Source organism: Pseudomonas sp. (assembly GCF_036404235.1).
Lineage (GTDB): Bacteria > Pseudomonadota > Gammaproteobacteria > Pseudomonadales > Pseudomonadaceae > Aquipseudomonas.
In genome coordinates this window covers 1-18712 of the sequence record NZ_DASWOT010000128.1, presented here as the reverse complement: position 1 = coordinate 18712, position 18712 = coordinate 1, and the positions used below count along the sequence as shown (strand labels likewise).

17 protein-coding genes are annotated in these 18712 nt (G+C 57.8%); 3 read left to right on the top strand and 14 right to left on the bottom strand.

The annotated features are described in order from the left end of the window. Nucleotides 1-216 precede the first annotated feature (216 nt). The 4 genes from VGC62_RS16600 to minC all read right to left on the bottom strand — a co-directional run bounded on the left by VGC62_RS16600 (nt 217) and on the right by minC (nt 3051). Complete coding sequence (locus VGC62_RS16600) at nt 217-852, bottom strand: RluA family pseudouridine synthase (protein WP_331188170.1); 636 nt, start codon at nt 850-852, stop codon at nt 217-219. 101 nt (nt 853-953) lie between these two features. Then, on the bottom strand, nt 954-1208 hold the full coding sequence (gene minE / locus VGC62_RS16595; protein WP_331188169.1) for a cell division topological specificity factor MinE: 255 nt from the start codon (nt 1206-1208) through the stop codon (nt 954-956). Beyond that, nucleotides 1208-2020: a septum site-determining protein MinD gene (gene minD / locus VGC62_RS16590; protein ID WP_331188168.1), complete on the bottom strand. Its 813-nt coding sequence runs from the start codon at nt 2018-2020 to the stop codon at nt 1208-1210. Before minD ends, minE begins: the two co-directional genes overlap by 1 nt. 284 nt (nt 2021-2304) lie before the next feature. After that, the gene (gene minC / locus VGC62_RS16585; RefSeq protein ID WP_331188167.1) at nt 2305-3051 is read right to left on the bottom strand and encodes a septum site-determining protein MinC; all 747 of its coding nucleotides are present in this window, start codon (nt 3049-3051) and stop codon (nt 2305-2307) included. Nucleotides 3052-3195: 144 nt separating this feature from the next. On the opposite strand from minC, the gene VGC62_RS16580 reads away from it, so the two are divergent. Further along, entirely contained in the window at nt 3196-4128 is a 933-nt protein-coding gene (locus VGC62_RS16580) for a lipid A biosynthesis lauroyl acyltransferase (RefSeq protein WP_331188166.1), read from the top strand. A 19-nt stretch (nt 4129-4147) separates the two neighbouring features. Further along, entirely contained in the window at nt 4148-5389 is a 1242-nt protein-coding gene (locus VGC62_RS16575) for a patatin-like phospholipase family protein (RefSeq protein ID WP_331188165.1), read from the top strand. Nucleotides 5390-5463: 74 nt separating this feature from the next. On the opposite strand, the gene VGC62_RS16570 is transcribed toward VGC62_RS16575, so the two are convergent. The 3 genes from VGC62_RS16570 to VGC62_RS16560 all read right to left on the bottom strand — a co-directional run bounded on the left by VGC62_RS16570 (nt 5464) and on the right by VGC62_RS16560 (nt 8787). Then, nucleotides 5464-6318: a pirin family protein gene (locus VGC62_RS16570; RefSeq protein WP_331188164.1), complete on the bottom strand. Its 855-nt coding sequence runs from the start codon at nt 6316-6318 to the stop codon at nt 5464-5466. 374 nt (nt 6319-6692) lie between these two features. Then, nucleotides 6693-7427 carry an MlaA family lipoprotein gene (locus VGC62_RS16565; protein ID WP_414705815.1) on the bottom strand — a complete coding sequence of 245 codons (735 nt, stop codon included), beginning with the start codon at nt 7425-7427 and terminating at the stop codon, nt 6693-6695. Between the two features lie 61 nt (nt 7428-7488). After that, nucleotides 7489-8787 carry a serine/threonine protein kinase gene (locus tag VGC62_RS16560; protein ID WP_331188162.1) on the bottom strand — a complete coding sequence of 433 codons (1299 nt, stop codon included), beginning with the start codon at nt 8785-8787 and terminating at the stop codon, nt 7489-7491. Between the two features lie 1248 nt (nt 8788-10035). On the opposite strand from VGC62_RS16560, the gene VGC62_RS16555 reads away from it, so the two are divergent. Then, entirely contained in the window at nt 10036-10893 is an 858-nt protein-coding gene (locus VGC62_RS16555; protein ID WP_331188161.1) for a glycine betaine ABC transporter substrate-binding protein, read from the top strand. 81 nt (nt 10894-10974) lie between these two features. Here the strand turns inward: VGC62_RS16555 and VGC62_RS16550 are convergent, their stop codons facing one another. From VGC62_RS16550 to VGC62_RS16520, 7 genes are all read right to left on the bottom strand, one after another. Then, a complete protein-coding gene (locus VGC62_RS16550; protein ID WP_331188160.1) occupies nt 10975-11892 on the bottom strand; it encodes a dihydrodipicolinate synthase family protein in 918 nt (305 codons plus the stop codon). 197 nt (nt 11893-12089) lie between these two features. Further along, nucleotides 12090-13127: a trans-3-hydroxy-L-proline dehydratase gene (locus VGC62_RS16545; protein WP_331188159.1), complete on the bottom strand. Its 1038-nt coding sequence runs from the start codon at nt 13125-13127 to the stop codon at nt 12090-12092. A gap of 189 nt (nt 13128-13316) precedes the next feature. After that, the gene (locus VGC62_RS16540) at nt 13317-14039 is read right to left on the bottom strand and encodes an amino acid ABC transporter ATP-binding protein (protein ID WP_331188158.1); all 723 of its coding nucleotides are present in this window, start codon (nt 14037-14039) and stop codon (nt 13317-13319) included. Further along, on the bottom strand, nt 14032-14682 hold the full coding sequence (locus VGC62_RS16535) for an amino acid ABC transporter permease (RefSeq protein ID WP_331188157.1): 651 nt from the start codon (nt 14680-14682) through the stop codon (nt 14032-14034). Before VGC62_RS16535 ends, VGC62_RS16540 begins: the two co-directional genes overlap by 8 nt. A gap of 10 nt (nt 14683-14692) precedes the next feature. Next, nucleotides 14693-15358: an amino acid ABC transporter permease gene (locus VGC62_RS16530; RefSeq protein ID WP_331188156.1), complete on the bottom strand. Its 666-nt coding sequence runs from the start codon at nt 15356-15358 to the stop codon at nt 14693-14695. Continuing rightward, a complete protein-coding gene (locus tag VGC62_RS16525) occupies nt 15351-17120 on the bottom strand; it encodes an aconitase family protein (protein ID WP_331188155.1) in 1770 nt (589 codons plus the stop codon). The genes VGC62_RS16530 and VGC62_RS16525 overlap by 8 nt, the downstream gene beginning before the upstream one ends. 695 nt (nt 17121-17815) lie before the next feature. Continuing rightward, the gene (locus VGC62_RS16520; protein WP_414705814.1) at nt 17816-18628 is read right to left on the bottom strand and encodes a transporter substrate-binding domain-containing protein; all 813 of its coding nucleotides are present in this window, start codon (nt 18626-18628) and stop codon (nt 17816-17818) included. Nucleotides 18629-18712: the final 84 nt, after the last annotated feature.

Genomic DNA, 18712 nt, shown 5'->3' with positions numbered 1-18712 from the left:
GGGAGCAGGGCCTTTTTGGTTACTTTTTTGGCTCTTGAAAAAAGTGACCCGCTGTAAGAGCGGAACCCATATCAGCGCCACCCGAGATAACGGATATACACACGATCCCAGTGCCTGAAATGTGACCCGCTGTAAGAGCGGAACCCATATCAGCATCACCCGAAATAACGGATATACACACAATCCCACTACCAACACAAAAAACCTCACCCACCCTCAAAACAGCGCAGGACACTCAAATCGCAACCGCTCGCCCGAAACCGGATGGGTGAAGCTCAACATGCTCGCATGCAGGCACAGCCGGCCATACGCCGCCAATGCCTGGGGATGCGCATACAACCCATCACCCAGCAATGGGTGGCCAATCGACAACATATGCACGCGCAACTGATGCGAGCGCCCGGTAATCGGAGTCAGCTCAACGCGGCAATGGGTGTCATAGCGCTCCAACACTTTCCAGAAGGTCAGCGCGTGCTTGCCAAACTCATGATCGACCACGTGTCTAGGTTTGGTCGGCGGATCGTAACGCAACGGCAGATCAATGCTGCCACTGTCCAGCAGCGGTTGGCCCCAGCACAGCGCGGTGTAGGCCTTTTCAGTCTCGCGATCATGAAACTGCCGCGACAGCTCGCGATGGGTATCAGGATCGCGTGCCAGCAGAATGATGCCCGACGTTTCCCAGTCCAGCCGATGAACGATGCGCGCTTCGGGGTAACCGTTTTCCTGCAGGCGGGTGATCAGGCAGTCTTTGTTGTCATCGGCACGACCGGGGACAGACAGCAGCAGGGTAGGTTTGTCGACCACCAGAACGGCTTCGTCCTGATGAATGATGCGGATGTTCGACAACGGCATGTAACGGCCTCAAAGCAGCGGAACGCTAGAAACGCCAACGGCGGCATCCAACGTTACTCCGGGCAGAGCGACATTGGATACCGCCGTAGGCGAGCGCCGGATCAACGATCTGGCAGGGTGATGTTGAGCTCAAGAATCGAACAGCTGCCTTGGTTTTCCAGGGCGACATGCACTTGATCATTCTCGATGTTGACGTATTTACGGATCACTTCAACCAGCTCTTTTTGCAGCGCTGGCAGGTAATCCGGGGTGCTGCGTTGGCCGCGTTCGTGCGCCACGATGATCTGTAGACGCTCTTTCGCGACCGACGCGGTATTTACCTTTTTATTGGCACGAAAGAAGTCAAAAATATTCATTAATTACCCCCGAACAGACGTTCGAAAAATCCCTTTTTCTGTACGTCCAGGAAACGATGCTCTTTTTCTTTGCCCAACAGCCGATCAACGGCATCGCTATAGGCCTGGCCTGCGTCGCTTTGATCGTCGAGGATCACCGGCACGCCCTGGTTGGAAGCCTTGAGCACCGCCTGGGATTCGGGAATCACGCCCAGCAGCGTTACCGCGAGGATTTCCTTGACGTCTTCGACGCCCAGCATCTCGCCCTTGCTCACGCGCTCAGGGTTGTAGCGGGTCAGCAGCAGGTGTTCCTTGATTGGCTCTTCGCCACGTTCGGCGCGACGAGACTTGCTGGCCAGCAGACCCAGCATGCGATCAGAGTCTCGCACCGAAGACACTTCCGGGTTGGTCACGACGATTGCTTCGTCGGCGAAATACATCGCCAGATGAGCGCCTGTCTCGATACCGGCCGGGGAATCGCAGACGACGTACTCGAAGGTTTCCTTGAGTTCCATCAGGACTTTTTCGACGCCTTCTTTGGTCAGCGCGTCTTTGTCACGGGTCTGGCTGGCCGCCAGCACGTACAGGCCTTCGATCTTTTTGTCTTTGATCAGGGCTTGTTGCAGGTTGGCTTCGCCGTTAACCACGTTAACGAAGTCGTACACGACGCGGCGTTCACAACCCATGATCAGGTCGAGGTTACGCAGACCGACGTCGAAGTCGACGATGACTGTTTTGTGACCGCGCAAAGCGAGGCCGGTACCGATTGCGGCGCTGGTGGTGGTCTTGCCCACACCACCCTTGCCGGATGTAACCACGAGAATCTTGGCCAAGGTGTATAACCCCTAGAGGAAAAGGACAGATAGGCTTCGTCCGAAAAGTGGCTGCGCTCGGTCAGGCTGCGTTAAAAGCAGGCTGACAGTCGCTCGCCGATGTTTCAAACGAACCCAGATCCCTGAAGAACCCCTCGTGACGCAACGGTACTCAAGCAATGACGGAGAAGAGAACCCATGACAGGCTCATGGTTCGAGAAAACAACTGAATTTCCCGGATTTCCTTTCCCTTCGCATCGTTTTCGCGACGAATCAGAGTGGCTTTGAAAATGGCGCAGTATCCGTTAAAGACGGGTGATGTTCAACACATCGCCGGACAGACTGATCTGTACCCCGGTGCCCCACAGAGGATCTCTGCGCAAATCTTCGGAAACCTTGTATCGCCCGGCGATGGAAACCAGTTCGGCAACCATTTGCTGGCAGAAAATCCGCGCTTTGGTATCGCCTTTGATACCCGCCAGTGCCCGACCCCGCATGGGGCCATACACATGGATGTTGCCATCGGCGAGAAGTTCCGCGCCCGGACTGACTGAGGAAATCACCACCAGGTCAGAGCCCTGCGCGTAAATCTGCTGCCCACCGCGCACCGGCGCGGTAATGATCTTGGTTGGCTTGATCAACGGCTCTGGCGGCTTTTCGATAATGACCGGTTTTTTCTTCACTTCGCCTTCTGTCGGATCGAGGGCACGTTCGCGTGCGCCTGATGGCGGCAGTACTGGCAAATCAATGGCGATGGCGGCGGCGATGTCTTCGATGCGGTTGGCGCGAATGGCCAATGTGCGCAAGCCGTGCTGGCGACAAACCCGCATCAGGGCCGGCAGATCGACAGCACCTTCGTTGGCGGGCAGTTTGTCCAGGGCCAACACCAGCGGGGTATTGCTGAAGAAGTTCGGCGCCTGCGCGACTTTTGCCGCCAACTGGCGGTCCAGCGCTTGGAGATTGTTGCGCGCCAGCTCAAGCACCGTGATGGCGAGCATACTGCCCTTGAGCTGGAACACGTGATCCTGGTCTTGCGATTCGATTTGGCTCATGTCGTCATACAGCGGCTTGTCGCTAAAAGTGCCGAGACTTATAGCGAGAACGCCCGCGAGTCGCAAGCGAGCCACCACTGATCAAGCGCAACCGATGGGCGAGAACGATGTAGAATGCCCGCCTTTGTCTTGACGGAAGCTGTAATGGATCGCCCGCGTTTTCGAGCTTATTTTCTTCACCCGCGGTTCTGGCCACTCTGGCTCGGGCTGGGCCTGCTCTGGCTGACCGTTCAATTGCCGTTTCGTGTATTGCTGGCTTTGGGCCGCTTTATTGGCGCACTGATGTACCGTTTCGCCACTGATCGCCGAGTGATCGCCGCGCGCAATCTTGAGTTGTGTTTCCCGCAGTGGTCGAAGGCTGAGCGCAAACGGCTGCTCAAGGAGAATTTCGCTTCCACCGGGATCGCCTTTTTCGAAATGGCCATGAGTTGGTGGTGGTCCAGGGAGCGTCTGGCGCGTCTGGCGCACATTGAGGGTATCGAACACCTCAAGCAGGCACATGAGAACGGGCAGGGCGTGATCCTCATGGCGTTGCACTTTACGACCCTGGAAATCGGTGCCGCACTGCTCGGCCAGCAGCACACCATCGACGGCATGTACCGCGAACACAAAAATCCTCTTTTTGACTTCATTCAGCGTCGTGGCCGCGAGCGGCATAACCTTGATTCGCTCGCGGTCGAGCGTGAGGATGTGCGCGGCATGCTCAAGTTGCTGCGCGCCGGACGCGGAATCTGGTACGCGCCAGATCAAGACTATGGCGCCAAGCAGAGCGTGTTTGTGCCACTGTTTGGCATCCAGGCGGCCACCGTGACCGCAACCAGCAAGTTCGCCAGACTAGGCCGCGCGTTGGTGGTGCCATTCACTCAGGAGCGTCTGGCCGACGGCAGTGGTTATCGGTTGGTGGTTCATCCTCCACTGCAGGATTTCCCCGGCGAAAGCGACGAAGCCGATTGCCTGCGCATCAATCAGTGGGTGGAACGCGCTGTCACCGCGTGCCCCGCGCAATATCTGTGGGCGCATCGGCGCTTCAAAAGCAGGCCGCCTGGCGAGCCGAAACTCTATAAAAAACGTGGCTGAATCATCGAGTTCTTCCTACATGTCAACCCGCGCGACCGAGCAACCTGTTGTCAACGCGACTGCGACTGCGCCTGAGCGTGCCGTAGAGTCCGTGACCGGGTTGATTTTGTCTGGCGGTGGCGCTCGCGCGGCCTATCAGGTGGGTGTGCTGGCAGGCATTGCCGACCTGTTGCCGGTCGGGGCGAAAAACCCGTTTCCGGTCATTGTCGGCACCTCGGCGGGGGCCATCAACGCAGTCAAGCTCGCCAGCGGTGCGGCGCAATTTCGTACCGCGATCCACGAACTGACAGACTTCTGGCAGGGCTTTCGCAGTCATCAGGTGCTGCGCAGCGATTGGTCCGGGGTCGTTCGTCAGGCAGCACGGTTTTTAGGTCGAAGCCTGCTGGGTATTGGCGGTGGTCAGGTGCCCGTGGCCCTGCTCAACAGCTCGCCCCTGCGTGATTTGTTGGACCAGCGCCTTGATCTGTCAGGGATTGACGAAGCCATTGCCGCGAAGCACCTGCATGCCGTTGCAGTGACCGCCTTCGGTTACGAGTCGGGGCAGGCGGTGACGTTTTATCAAAGCGGCGGCGCCATCGAGTCCTGGTTGCGGCATCGGCGAGTGGGTGTGCCCACACAGTTGACGGTCGACCATTTGCTGGCCAGTTCGGCGATTCCGCTGTTGTTTGCGCCGGTGAAGCTCGATCAGGAATATTTCGGTGACGGCGCGGTGCGGCAGTCGGCGCCCATCAGCCCGGCGCTGCACTTGGGGGCGAACCGTGTGCTGGTGGTCGGCGTCAGCGGCAACCCGCGTGGCGTGAACGCCAATGTGCCCGTTCACCGAGCGGTCAGCGGCGTGCAGCCGAGCCTGGCGCAAATCAGCGGACACCTGCTCAACAGCACGTTCATCGACAGCCTTGAGAGCGACATTGAGTTGCTTGAACGACTGAACCTGCTAAGCCGTTTGTTACCCCTTCAACATCGTCAGCCCTCGCCGCAAGCATCCGAACAACCGACGCCTGCGCAATCACTGGCGCCGGTTGAGGTGTTGGTGATTTCGCCGAGCCAGCCGATAGATGAAATCGCCGCTCGCCATCGCCATGAATTGCCCTTGGCGCTGCGCATGTTTTTGCGCGGACCGGGTGCGACCAAGACCAGTGGCGCAGGGGTGCTGAGTTATTTGCTGTTTGAAGCGGGCTATTGCAGCGAACTGATCGAGTTGGGCCGACGCGATGCGATGGCCCAGAAGGATGAGTTGCTGCGGTTTTTAAGGTTGGAGTGATTGCTTGAGACAGCCTCGTTTTTATGGCTGATACCGGTCCGCTTGCGCCTTGGGCAGAAGCAGGACTGTCCGCATCAAGCTGTCAACCGGTCATCCCGAAAATCCCGCAGCGCCTGCTCGATTTCTTCGCGGGTATTCATGACGAACGGGCCGTATTGCACGATTGGCTCACGTAACGGCTTGCCAGCGATCAGCAGGACGCTGGCGCCAGACTCACTGCGCAGTTGCAGCTCGCCGCTTTCCGACAATCGCGCCAGACGACGTGTGCCCACTCTTTGCGGCTGACCAACCACTTCCAGCTCGCCTTCATACACGTACAGCAATACACAATGGCCCTGCGGCACTATCGGACTGATCGCGCTGCCCGCCGGCATGTGGAAATCAAAATACTGCGGCTCGGTGTCTGGTCGCTGCACCGCACCGGCTTGTTGCACCTGGCCGTCGTCGAACTGGCCGGCAATCACGACCACCTCGACGCCTGCTTGAGTCGTCAGGCGCGGGATGCGTTCCGGCTGAATGTCTTCGTAACTGGCGTCGCTCAACTTCGACTTGCCCGGCAGGTTCAACCAGAGCTGGAAGCCACGCATCGTGCCTTCTTCCTGCTCGGGCATCTCACTGTGGATCACGCCGCGCGCGGCGGTCATCCATTGCACACCGCCGCCTTGTAGCAGGCCAACATTGCCCATGTGGTCTTCGTGGCGCATACGGCCTTCGAGCATGTAGGTCACCGTTTCAAAGCCGCGGTGCGGATGCGGTGGGAAGCCCGCAATGTAGTCGTCGGGCTTGTCGGAGCCGAACTCATCAAGCATCAGAAACGGATCGAACTGTTCGACGCCAGGGCCGCCGAACACGCGGGTCAGTTGCACGCCGGCACCGTCGGACGTCGGTTGGCCGGCCTGGATCGACAGTACTTTGCGTAGTTGAGTCATGGGAAGACAACTCCTGAACAGGTGAGAATAGTGGCTATGCTATGCCTGTTCAGATGATCGATGGGTGGGTTTTTTGCTAGATATTGATCGATGTATTCGATGACTTCCCGCGCACGATTGATTGCAGGAGCCAACTTATTCGCGAGGCGTCATGTCTGAGACGCCGCACAACTCCTCTCGCCAACAAGTTGGCTCCTACAGGTTATGCACCGAACTCAGTAATAAACGCCCGGTGGTTGGATGGGTATCCAACATTTGGGGCGCAGTTCAGGGCCAGAACGCACTGTAGGCACGCCGCGTTGGTCGCCTCGCCGCAGGCACAAAAAAGGCCAACCGAGTTGCCTCGGTTGGCCGTTCTCTTTGAAGCGATCTCGTTACTCGGCGACCTGCAACTTGCGCGCTTCGGTGTACACGTAACGCACCTTCTCGTACTCGAACGGCGAGTTCATCTGGCCGTAACGGAAGCTGGTGCTGTAGCGGCGATCAATCGCCCGCAGCAGGTAGATTTCCGGGTGGTCTTCGCTGACCTGTGACACGTTCAGGAAGTTGATCTGCGATTCTGCGGTGAAGTCGAACAGCAGGCCGCCGGTGTCACGGAAGTTAGACGGCCCAAGGATCGGTAGCACAAAGTACGGACCGGCCGGCACCCCGTAAAAGCCCAGTGTCTGGCCAAAGTCTTCGTTCTGGCGCGGCAGGCCCATCCTGGTCGCCGGGTCCCACAGGCCTGCGATGCCCAAGGTGGTGTTGACCAGCAGCCGTCCGGTGGTTTCCATCGAGCGTTTGCCTTTGAACTGCAGCAGGCTGTTCAACAGATTGGGTACGTCACCCAGGTTGCTGAAGAAATTGCTGACACCACTGCGCAAGAAGCTTGGAGTCACGTATTTATAACCGTTGACCACCGGCAGAAATACCCACTCATCGAAGCGATAGTTGAAGTGGTACACCCTGCGGTTCCAGGACTCCAACGGGTCGTACACATTGAGTGCGTTGAGCGTGGAACGTTCGAATTCGCGTTGATCCAGGCCTGGGTTGAATTTGAGCGACTTCAAGGGTTCGGTAAACCCATCTGGGCTGTCGACCCGACTCACTGGCGTCGCCTTGGAAACAATCGGCGCGTCGGCCGCGTGAGCCACGCCTGCGCACAGCAGGGCCGCGATGAACAATAGACGTTTAGCCACGGAAAAACTCCAGCATGGCGTCGGAGTTGACGCGGTAGTTGAGGTTGCCGCAATGGCCGCCATACGGATAAACGGTCAGGCGGTCGCCAAAAGTCTTGCGCAGAAAACCGAGATCGCCAGGGCCAAGGATCACGTCATCGGCGTTGTGCATGACCGCAATTTTTTTGCTGGTGCTCAAGTAGTCCTTCAGTGCGTAGAGACTCACTTGATCGACCAATTGCAGCAGGCTGCCGCCGTCGGTGCGCGCACGCCACATGGGGATCACTTGCTCAGTCACGTAGCAATCGAAATCGCATTGCAGGGCGCGCTTGAGGAAGGGGGTCAGGCTGGTGCCTTCGGTGATCGGCGTCTTGGGCGGTGTGATCAGGCCACGACGGTTGATCAAGTCTGAGGTGAACGAGATGTCCGCCACCGAGAAGCGAAACGAGGTGCCGATCAGCATTGCCATTTGCTCGTTCGACAGGTGCTGTTTGGACTGTTGGAAGTCGTAAAGCAGCGCGTCGTTGAGGTCAATGTAGCCTTTCTGGCGGAAGTAACGGGTCAGCTTGGCCAACACCAGTTCATAAAAGGTGGTGCTGTTATTGATGCCCTTGACCTCGGTCTGAACCAGCTTGTCCAGGTTGGTGATCGAGGTGTACAAGTTGACCGGCGGGTTGATCAGCAGCACGCGTTTGAAATTGAAACTGCGGCGGGTTTCGTCCAGATGACTGACGAAGGCGGCGTCGAGCGCACCGAGGCTGTAGCCGGTCAGGTAATAGTCGGTAATCTGCAGCTTGGTTTGTTGGGCACGAACGGCTTGCATGACGCGATACAGGTCTTCGGCGTCGTCCTCGGTCACGCCAGGTGTGGCAAATCGTGAGGCCGAGCTCATGAAGTCATAGCTGGTCGGCGACGACAACTGCACGACATGGTAGCCCGCGCCGTAATACAGTTTTTTCAAGAATTCATTGAGCGTGCTGTTGTACGGCGCACCCGTGCCTGCGATCAGAAAGATCAGTGGTGCAGGGTGATCCTGTTTCGCCAGCCGGTAGCGCAACTTTTTCACCGCCCAGAAGTTGTCGGGCAATGTGAACTCGCGTTCCGGGCGCAGGTTAAGGCTGTAATCGTCCTGATCGATGTCTGCGTCATCTGGCAGTTTGCTGCGCAGTTCCGGCGGGGTTGTGGCGATAGTCGCTTCGAACGGGTTGGTCAAAGGAAAGCCATAACTGGATGGGTCGACATCGACTGCCATCACGGACGCACTCAAAAAGAGGCTGCCAATCACGGCGGCGAAGCGTAGAAAACGAAGCATGACTAAATCCCTTGGGAAAGAAGTGCTGTTGAGGTACCGCAGGCTATGACACGGGAGTGGTGCCAAAGTGCCGCATTGGCACGTCAGCTATGCCAACCGCTTGGGACAATACACGTTCTGGGGCGTTTGACATGCAGGTGTGTGCTTTAAAACTTGTCCGACTTCGCATTTTTCTTCGCGTAGCCTCTGGCTGGCAGTCTGACAGAGGACGCGTTACGGGCTGACGTCCCCCACGCGGTGGGTCGGCGTTGGACAGATCATGCGCTGTAGTGGATGTGTCAGGTGCGCGCCAGTCTGGGCTGGCGGTGGTAGGACTGTTCGTAGAAACCAACCCCCAGACAGCATGAAGGGGAGCCGAGGCTCCCCTTCAAATCGTTGCATATGCTCTTTTTTTATTATTTTAGGGCGGCCTGTTATTGTTTTTGGCGGCCAATCCCTTTACTGCTTTTTGGTGATCCCCATACGGGATACAAGAGCAAACGTATTTTTTTGAGCGCTGACTTGCTTTGATGCCCTTCGTTATGAACGAGGGATCCAACCTGTTTTGGCGCTACCTGAAGGTAGTTTTATTGTTCTCTCTACGGTTGCCGGGTCAACCCCCGGTAAAGCACATCCACTCCAAAAAAATCTGTTAGCTGCGTCTCTGTGCCGTTGTTCTTGTTATGTCAGAGCCGATTCATTTTGTTTTTATTGGTTTACCACTTTTTATTCTTGTTATGCAGAAGATATAGCAGGCAGCGTGCCAACTTTTTTATTGTGTTTAAAATCAATGGTTTACTGTCTTTGCAAGATTTTCAGCAGGGCACGAGATGATTTTTTGTTTCCGTGTTACCCGTCTGAGGCCCGCAGACTCATCATGCGGTAACACAATGAGCGGTCGTCGGGCACACTCGGTTACACAGGCGCAGGTTCAACCCGCGCTCATGAAAAGTCTTTAGGGCGCGGCGTATTCGGGTGATTTTGATTTTCCATGCAATTTTCGTTCGGACTTCGCTCTTTTTACGACCTGTCTGTCGTTGATGGCTCTGTGATGTCGTTTCCCGATGGTTCAGTGTCGCTGGCAGGAAAGGCGGTGGGGCGGTGCGGGTTGATGATCAAGGCGTCAGCGCGATGAAACCCATCGCACGGGCAAGCAGTTGAAGCGTTAAAGGCGCGCGACGCGCCAAATTCGGGCGCAGGTCGCCGTCTTAAAAAAAACGTTAACGATGCCCGACGACATTCGGGTTCAGAACTACCGGGGAACTAAAGATGAAGATGCGAAAAATCCTGGGTGCAGGTGCCGCTCTGGCGCTTGCCATCAGTTCCACGCTGGCCCTTGCCGCTACCAAGCCGGAGCTGAGTATTGGCTATGTTGACGGCTGGTCCGACAGTGTTGCGACCACCAACGTGGCCGCTGAATTGATCAAAGAGAAGCTGGGCTATCCGGTGAAACTGCAAGCCGTTGCAGCCGGGATCATGTGGCAAGGCGTTGCCACCGGCAAACTGGACATGATGTTATCGGCCTGGCTGCCAGCGACTCATGGCGAATACTGGGCCAAGAACAAAGACAAGGTTGTCGACTACGGCCCTAACTTTAAAGACGCAAAAATCGGTTTGATCGTGCCCGAGTACGTGACAGCCAACTCTGTTGCTGACTTGAAGACCGATGAGTCCTTCAAGAAAAGGATCGTTGGCATCGACGCAGGTTCAGGCGTGATGATCAAGACTGAGCAGGCGATCAAGGATTACGGTCTTGACGGTTACAAACTTCAAGCGAGTTCCGGCGCTGGCATGATTGCCGAACTGACACGCGCTGAAAATAAGAAGGAATCCATTGCCGTGACCGGCTGGGTGCCGCACTGGATGTTCGCCAAGTGGAAGCTCAAGTTCCTCGAAGACCCTAAAGCCGTTTATGGCGCGGCTGAAACCGTAGACAGCATCGGTAGCACCGAACTGGCTGCCAAAGCCCCGGACGTTGTGGATTTCCTGAAGAAGTTCCAATGGAGTTCCAAGGATGAAATCGGCGAAGTCATGCTCGCCATCCAGGACGGCGTCAAGCCTGAAGCTGCAGCCAAGGATTGGATTGCCAAGCACCCGGATCGCGTTAAAGAGTGGACCGGTAAGTAAGTCGCTTTAAAACCACCGCTCAGCAAAAAAACCGCCCGGTTGAATGACCGGGCGGTTTTTTGTTTTGCGTGTCAGGTCTGCTTACAACCCAACCTCCGGCAACGCCGGGCGGTTGGCCAATGCCGCTTTCATGAGTTTTTCCACGTACTCACGATCACTGTCCGGCAGCGCCAGGCGTGGCGGGCGGGTGAGGGCGCTGCCGCGTTCCATGATGGCTTCGCACAGCTTGATGCACTGCACCAGATCCGGACGGGCGTCGAGGTGCAGCAGTGGCATGAACCACTCATACAGCGCCATGGCCTCGGCGAAGCGACCTGCTTTGGCCAGGCGGAACAGGGTTTCTCCCTCTTTTGGGAAGGCGTTGGACATGCCCGATACCCAACCCACCGCCCCCACCGCCACGCTTTCCACCAGCACGTCATCCAGGCCCGCGAACAGCACGAAGCGGTCGCCGACTTCGTTGCGCACGTCGATGAAGCGGTTGGTGTTGCCGGATGAATCCTTGAAACACACGATGGTGTCGCAGTCGGCCAGGGAAATCAGGATGTCTGGCGTCACGTCGTTTTTGTAAATCGGCGGGTTGTTGTACACCATCATCGGCAGGTCGGTGGCGGCCGCCACGGTGCGAAAATGCGCGGCGGTCTCGAAGGGTTTGGACGAATACACCAGTGCCGGCATCAACATGATCCCGTCGGCCCCGGCTTTCTCGACGTCCTTGGCCACCGCGCTGGCATTGGCACTGGTGAATTCAGCGACCCCGGAAATTACTGGTACACGCCCGGCCGACGCATCCTTGGCAACTTCAACCAGACTGATCTTCTCGGCCACGCTGAGCGAAGTGTTTTCCCCGACCGTGCCGCAAATCACCAGACCGGACACGCCGTCGCGCACCAGGTTGGAAATCACCTTATGGGTCGCTTCCAGATTGAGGGAAAAGTCGGCATTGAATTGAGTGGTGACGGCAGGGAAGACACCGCTCCAGGTTACGGTTTTGCTCATGATTCACTCCATTTCGAATAAAGGTATTTCGTATACGTTTGTGTTAAGGCAAAAAACTGCCCGGTTAAGAAAAAGTATTGCTGCCTGATAGTGATGCGAGCGCGGCCAGGCCCTGTAGGCCCGAACTTGTTCGCGATGCGTCGAACCCGACAACCGCGCCGTTCTTCTCGCCAACAAGTTGGCTCCACAGGTCTGCGCTACAACGGCAACCCAATCGGCCAGGTATCGGTCAATTTGTAACCTTCCGGCCACGGGTCACTGGGGTCGAGCATGTGTTGATGTGTGCCGGTAATCCACGCCCGGCCTGACAGGCTTGGCACAATCGCCTTGCGCCCCGCCACCTCGGTTTCACGTTGAATCTTGCAATGGAACTCCGAGCCAATGATCGAGCGCCCGATGAATCGATCCCCGACCTGCAACTGCCCCTTGGCATGTAACACCGCCAGGCGCGCCGAACAGCCGGTGCCACACGGCGAGCGATCAATCTTGCCGGGCCGAATCACCACCGCATTCGCCGCATTGGCCACACCGCCGTCGTAATTCAACGGCGCAGCGATCTGGCAAAACGAGATGTGATTCCAATCCTTGTTGGTCGGGTGGTTGAAGCCCAATTGTTCATTCGCCGCCTTGGTGATCTTCAGCCCCGTTTCTACCAGATCCTTGGCCTCGTCAGCGGTCAGCGAGAAGCCCAACCCCACCGAATCGACAATGGCAAAACTGTCGCCGCCATACGCGGTGTCGATCTTGATCGAGCCCAGCCCCGGCACCTCGATCCATACATCCAGTTGATCGGAGAACGAAGGGTGGTTGTGTACCTCGACGCTTTGCACCTTGCCGTCACGGCAGTGCGCAATGGCCTCGATCAAACCGCCCGGCGCTTCGAGAATCAGCCGGGTTTGCGGTTCGGTCATCGGCAAGATGCCGCTGTCGAGCAACACGGTCGCCACGCACAGCGAGTTGGAGCCGGACATCGGTGGCACGTCAGCGGGCTCCATGATGATCCAGCCCATGTGCGCCTTTGGGTTTTTTGGCGGCACCAGCAGGTTGACGTGACGGAACACACCGCCACGCGGTTCGTTGAGCATGAAGTTGCGCAGCACGTTGTCTTTTTCGATCCAGCGCGATTGCTCCCAGATCGTGTCGCCGGGTGGTGGTGCAACGCCGCCGACGATCACATCGCCGACTTCACCTTCAGCGTGGCAACTGACCACATGAATCACTTTCGATGAGCGCATGACCGATAGCCCTCCTGTCAAAAACACATAACCAATGAAAGAACACGTTTGTGTAGGAGCGAATTCATTCGCGAGACGTTGGTACAACCAACAGATATTCGTGATCGGAAAACCGATTCGCGAATAAATTCGCTCCTACAGTGGACTGTGTTTGCTGCGCGATAGGGCAGATCGTGCAGTGCCCATTACCTAATTGATCGAACGCAGAAAGTCTGCTGTTTCCGGACGCTGCGGGTTGCCGATAACCTGCTCCGGCGTGCCGATCTCATGCACCAGCCCGTTGCGGAAAAACGCCACGCGGTCCGACACATCGCGCGCGAAGCGGATTTCGTGGGTCACCAGAATCATGGTCATGCCGTCCTCGGCCAGCAGGCGCATGGTGTCCAGCACCTCGCCCACCAATTGCGGATCGAGGGCCGAAGTGGCCTCGTCGAACAGCATGTAATCCGGCGACATCGCCAGCGCACGGGCAATCGCCATGCGCTGCTGTTGCCCGCCCGATAGCTTGCCGGGAAACACCTTTAGCTTGTCCGCCAGGCCCACGTGAGTCAGTTGCTTGACTGCCAGCGCCTCGGCTTCGGCCTTGCTTTTGCCCAACACGGTACGCGGTGCCAACATCACGTTTTCCAGCACGGTCAGGTGCGGGAAGGCGTTCCACTGCTGAAAAACGATGCCGATTTTTTGCCGCAGTTTGTTGATATCGGTGCCCTTGGCATGCACTTGGGTGCCGTCGACGCGGATGCTGCCACTGTTGATCGGCTCCAGGCCGTTGATGCACATCAGCAGCGTCGACTTGCCCGAGCCCGAGCCGCCGATGATCGACACCACTTCGCCTTTGTTGACCTGCAGGCTCACGCCCTTGATCACCTCAAGCTCGCCAAACGATTTGTGTACGTTGTCGATCTCAATCATTTTCCTGCCACCTTGTTTCCAGTCGGGCGCCCAGGCGTGCGATCACCAGGCTCATGACGTAGTAAATGAGGCCTGCGATGCACAGCACCAGCAGCGGTTCTTGAATGCGTGTGACGATGGTTTGCGAGGCGCGAAGCAGTTCGACGATGCCGATCCACATCACCAGCGCGGTGTCTTTCATGACGCTGAGCAGCAGGTTGATCCAGCCAGGGAACGCCACCCGCGTGGCCATCGGCATGACGATCTGGCGCAAGTCCTGCCAGTAACTCAGGCCCAACGAGCGGCTGGCACGGCGCAGGGTCAACGGCACCGAGAGCACGCCGCTGCGCACGATCTCCGTGCAGTACGCGGTGACGTAGAAACCGAGCACCACGCACGCCACGGCAAACGCGCTCCAGTTCAGGCCAACGATGCTTTTCAGGGCATTGAACAGCACGAACTGGATCAACAACGGCACGCTGCGAAATACGTCCAGCAGCCATGAAAGGGGCACAGTGCTGCGCGGGAACAGGGCCCGAAGCATGCCGCAGATCACCCCCGCCAGCGTGCCGATCGACATTGAAATGACGGTGAGCAGGATCGTCACCCAGGCGCCTTGAAGCATGAACTGCAGGTCGGTCCAGCTAAAACTGGTGTTGAACATGGTCTTCCCCTCAGTACCGGAACAGGCGCCAGGACAGCAGCCGTGCCACGGCCACGATCAACTTGGCAATCAGGTAATAGAGCACCGCCGCGATGGCAAAGAATTCGAAGGTGCGGAAGGTCTTGACGTTGTAATCCTGAGTGACGCCGGTCAGGTCGTTGTTGAGGCCGACGATCACCCCCATCGAGGTCATCAGCACCGCCCAGACCATCTGGTTGGTCAGCGGGTAGAAGACGATGCGCAGCAGTTGCGGGATGACGATCAGGCGATACGCCTGTGGTGCGCTCATGCCCAATGAGCGGGCGGCGCGCAGTTGTGTGTCGGGCACAGCCTTGAGCCCGCCGCGAAAGTTTTCCGCCAGATAACCTGCGTTGTTGATGGTGATCCCGGCCAGCAGCGCGGCCCACGAACTGATATGAATGCCGAACGATCCCAGCCCGAAATACAGGATGTACACCTGGAACAGCGAAGGCGTGTTGCGCGCGATGGAAATCCAGGTGGCGGCAAAGCCTCGGAATGCGCGGTGCTTGCCCTGGCGCATAAAAGTTAGAAACAGGGCAATGATCACCCCAAGGATCATCGACAGGGCGGCGGTTTCGAACGTTACCAACGCACCGCCAAGCATGTCCGGCAGGGCTTTGAACGCGGCGCGCCAGTGGAAGCTGTAATCAAACATACGCGGCGACCTCCGCTCGTTGAGCCGCCTGCAACCACACCGGCAAACGACCGCTGGCCTGGCCGGTGCGGGCACTTTCGACGCATTCGGCGAGGCTGGCGAAATGCACGCGACGACCCACCAGGCCCGGCGCGTAGTGCGCATATTTGCCGGAGTTAGTCATCAGGTTACGGGCGGTCGGCGGCAGTACTGGCTCACCGAGCATGCACCAGCAGGTATCGGTGACAAACTGCACGCCGAAGTGTTGCAGCGTTGCGACATGGCCCGCTGCCTGGGCTTTCTCCAGCGTGGCGCGGCCGCAGGTGATGACGATGGCGATGGACTCATGTTTGCGCTGGCCGTCGCAGAGCTGCGCCAGGGTCGCGCATTCGCTGAGGGAAAAATGCGGATTGCCTAAGGTCACAGCGTCTACGTCTGGGCTTTGCGCGCTGTTGAGCTCGCGCCAGCTGTGCAGTAGATCCTCGGGTTGGATGTGCAGGATTTTGCCGGGTGCTATGGCGCCCAGGGCCACTTCGGCGCTGCTGGCCTCGGGCGTGACGCCAGCAATGTGAAACATCGGTGCGGCTGATGTTGTGGCGAAGGCCGCGCCAAAGGCTTTCAGGTCGTCCAGCGTCGGCGCCTGGTGTTCCAGGCCGCAGATCACCGGAATCTGCGCGCCGCACAGCAGGCCGACGTGGTAGCCCAACAGCGGATAGAAACTGTCGTCCAGGGCGTCGAGTGTTGGCACTTCGATGCGCAGGGTTGCGTGACGTTGTTGCGTCAGGTGACAACCGATTTTCGGCGCGCGGCCAGTGAGGGCGATGCAGATGTCGAGGTAATCCGGGTATTTCAGCGTGCGTGCGCCAATCACGCTGTTGGCGTAGACCACCGCGTTGGATTCGGCCCAGACGATCTGTTCGCCGAACTCAGGCGCGCTGTCGAGCAAGTAAGGCGCACAGGTGAAGCTGACTTTCGCACCCATTTGCAGGTAGGCATCGCCGAGCTGGCTGGCAGGTTCGCCGAGCGCCGGGTCCACGCCCAGTTCGCGCCAGCGGCGCTTATCTACCGAGATGGAATTGAGGGTGGTCGGCACGCGCACATGGGCGTCCCAATCCACCAATTGTCGGGCGAAGCGCAGGCTTGCCGGGCCGGTATAAATGCAGCCGTCGATGTGCGCCTGGGTGATGTCGAGCAATTGGGTTGCGCCTTGTAGCTCGGCCATGCGCAGGATGATGCCCATCGCCACTTGTGCGGCTTTACCGTGAGTGCCGTCGAGCAACGCCTGGTCTGTTTCACTGAGCGTGACGTGTGCGTGGCTGATGTTGAAGGTCTGTTGTGCGCGGGGTGCAAGAGGTGAGGGGGGCGCGTCGAAACAGGTCAATCGGTCGTTTTCAACGCGTACGTAATGCACATCACGCAACGCGGCAAAGCCTTCGGCACCCAGGCTGATGACCGGGATCGACTGATTGAACATCTGCTCCGCCACCAGCACGCCGAGGGTGAGGATGTCTTCGACCCGCTCGAACACCAGCGCCGCCGGGGCATGACCGTTGAGGATCAGCTCCAGTAACACACTGCTGCCGGTGCAGGAACCGCGGCCGCTGGGAATCGCCAACACACGACCGCTAATGATCTGCCCGCTCAGCGGGTGATGACGGTCGATGACTTCCCCGGTGAACGGCTCAACGCCACCCCAGAAACTCAAGGCCATGTCGGCATACAGCAATTCACCTTGCGCCAACCCAGCCACCAGACAGCGACCGTTCAACGAAACTTCAGACATCGTGGGCTCCTGTGGTAAGTCGCAATAAAGCGTCGAGCACATTTTCTGTAGGAGCGAACTTGTTCGCGTGACGGTCTATCGGGCACAGCACCTAATCGCCTCGCCAACAAGTTGGCTCCTACAGGTTGCGCGGCAAACGCCGCATAAACGCCCGGTGCTCGGTCGATCGCGGGACAAGCCCTGCTCCTACAGATGGAATTGAGTGTTTCTCAACTCAGTAGTAGACGCGCAGCACGGTCACATCCAACAACCATGGTTCTGGCCACCAGACAGCGACCGTTCAACGAAACTTCAGACATCGTGGGCTCCTGTGGTAAGTCGCAATAAAGCGTCGAGCACATTTTCTGTAGGAGCGAACTTGTTCGCGAGAGGGTCTATCGGGCACAGCACCTAATCGCCTCGCCAACAAGTTGGCTCCTACAGGTTATGCATCGAACTCAGTAGTAAACGCCCGGCACGGTCACATCCAACAACCATGGTTCTGGCCACCAGGCAGCGACCGTTCAACGAAACTTCAGACATCGTGGGCTCCTGTGGTAAGTCGCAATAAAGCGTCGAGCACATTTTCTGTAGGAGCGAACTTGTTCGCGAGACGGTCTATCGGGCACAACACCTAATCGCCTCGCCAACAAGTTGGCTCCTACAGGTTATGCACCGAACGCAGTAGTAAACGCCCGGCAGGTTATGCACCGAACTCAGTAGTAGACGCCCGGCACGGTCAGGTCCACTGGCTTGCCACCCACCCATTTTTCATACAGCTCGGCGTAACGGCCCGAGCGCACTTGCTGGTTGACGAACAAGTTCAGGTAGTGGATCAGGCCGTATTCATTGCGCTTGGCGGCCAATGAAACGTAGTCGATGGTGTATGGCGCATTGCCCGCAATTTTCAGGTTTTTGTATTTGCCCGATTTAAGGGTGGCGGCCGCCACAGTGTTGGTCACGACCGAGGCGTCGATATGGCCTTGAGCGACGGCGAGGATGGTGTCGTTTTGGGTCTGGTAGGCGCGGAAGCTGCCAGTGCCCCATTTTTTCACGTCATTTTCCAGGGCAATGGCTTCAAATGTGCCGCTGGTGTTACCCACCGGACGGCCCTTGAGGTCGTCGAATTTTTCGATTTTGGTGTCGTCGCGGGTCAGCACGACCATTTGAAACGCGAAATACGGAATGCTCATGGCCACGGTTTTGGCGCGTTCAAGCGTGTCGGACGTCGACGCCACGATTACGTCGGCACGCCCGGACACCAGCGCCGGAATACGGTCCGGGAAGGGCGTTTCAATGACTTCTGCGGTAACGCCCAGCACCTTCGCCAGATCGTTGCAGTAATCCACGTCAAATCCGACTGGCGTGTTCTTCTCGTCGCGCGAACCCATCGGCGGGAAGTCCAGCGTCACAGCACAACGCAGCTTGCCGGAGTCGATGATGTCATCGAGCTTGTCGGCCATAGCGGTGTTGAGGGCACAGGTACTCATTACAGCGAGGAGGGCTACGGCAACAGCGTGGTTTTTCATAGAAGCCTCGGAGGATGCAAGTAATGGGATATTCGGATTTCGTATACGATATTTTCTTTGCATGGATTGTGCCTGTTTCATCAT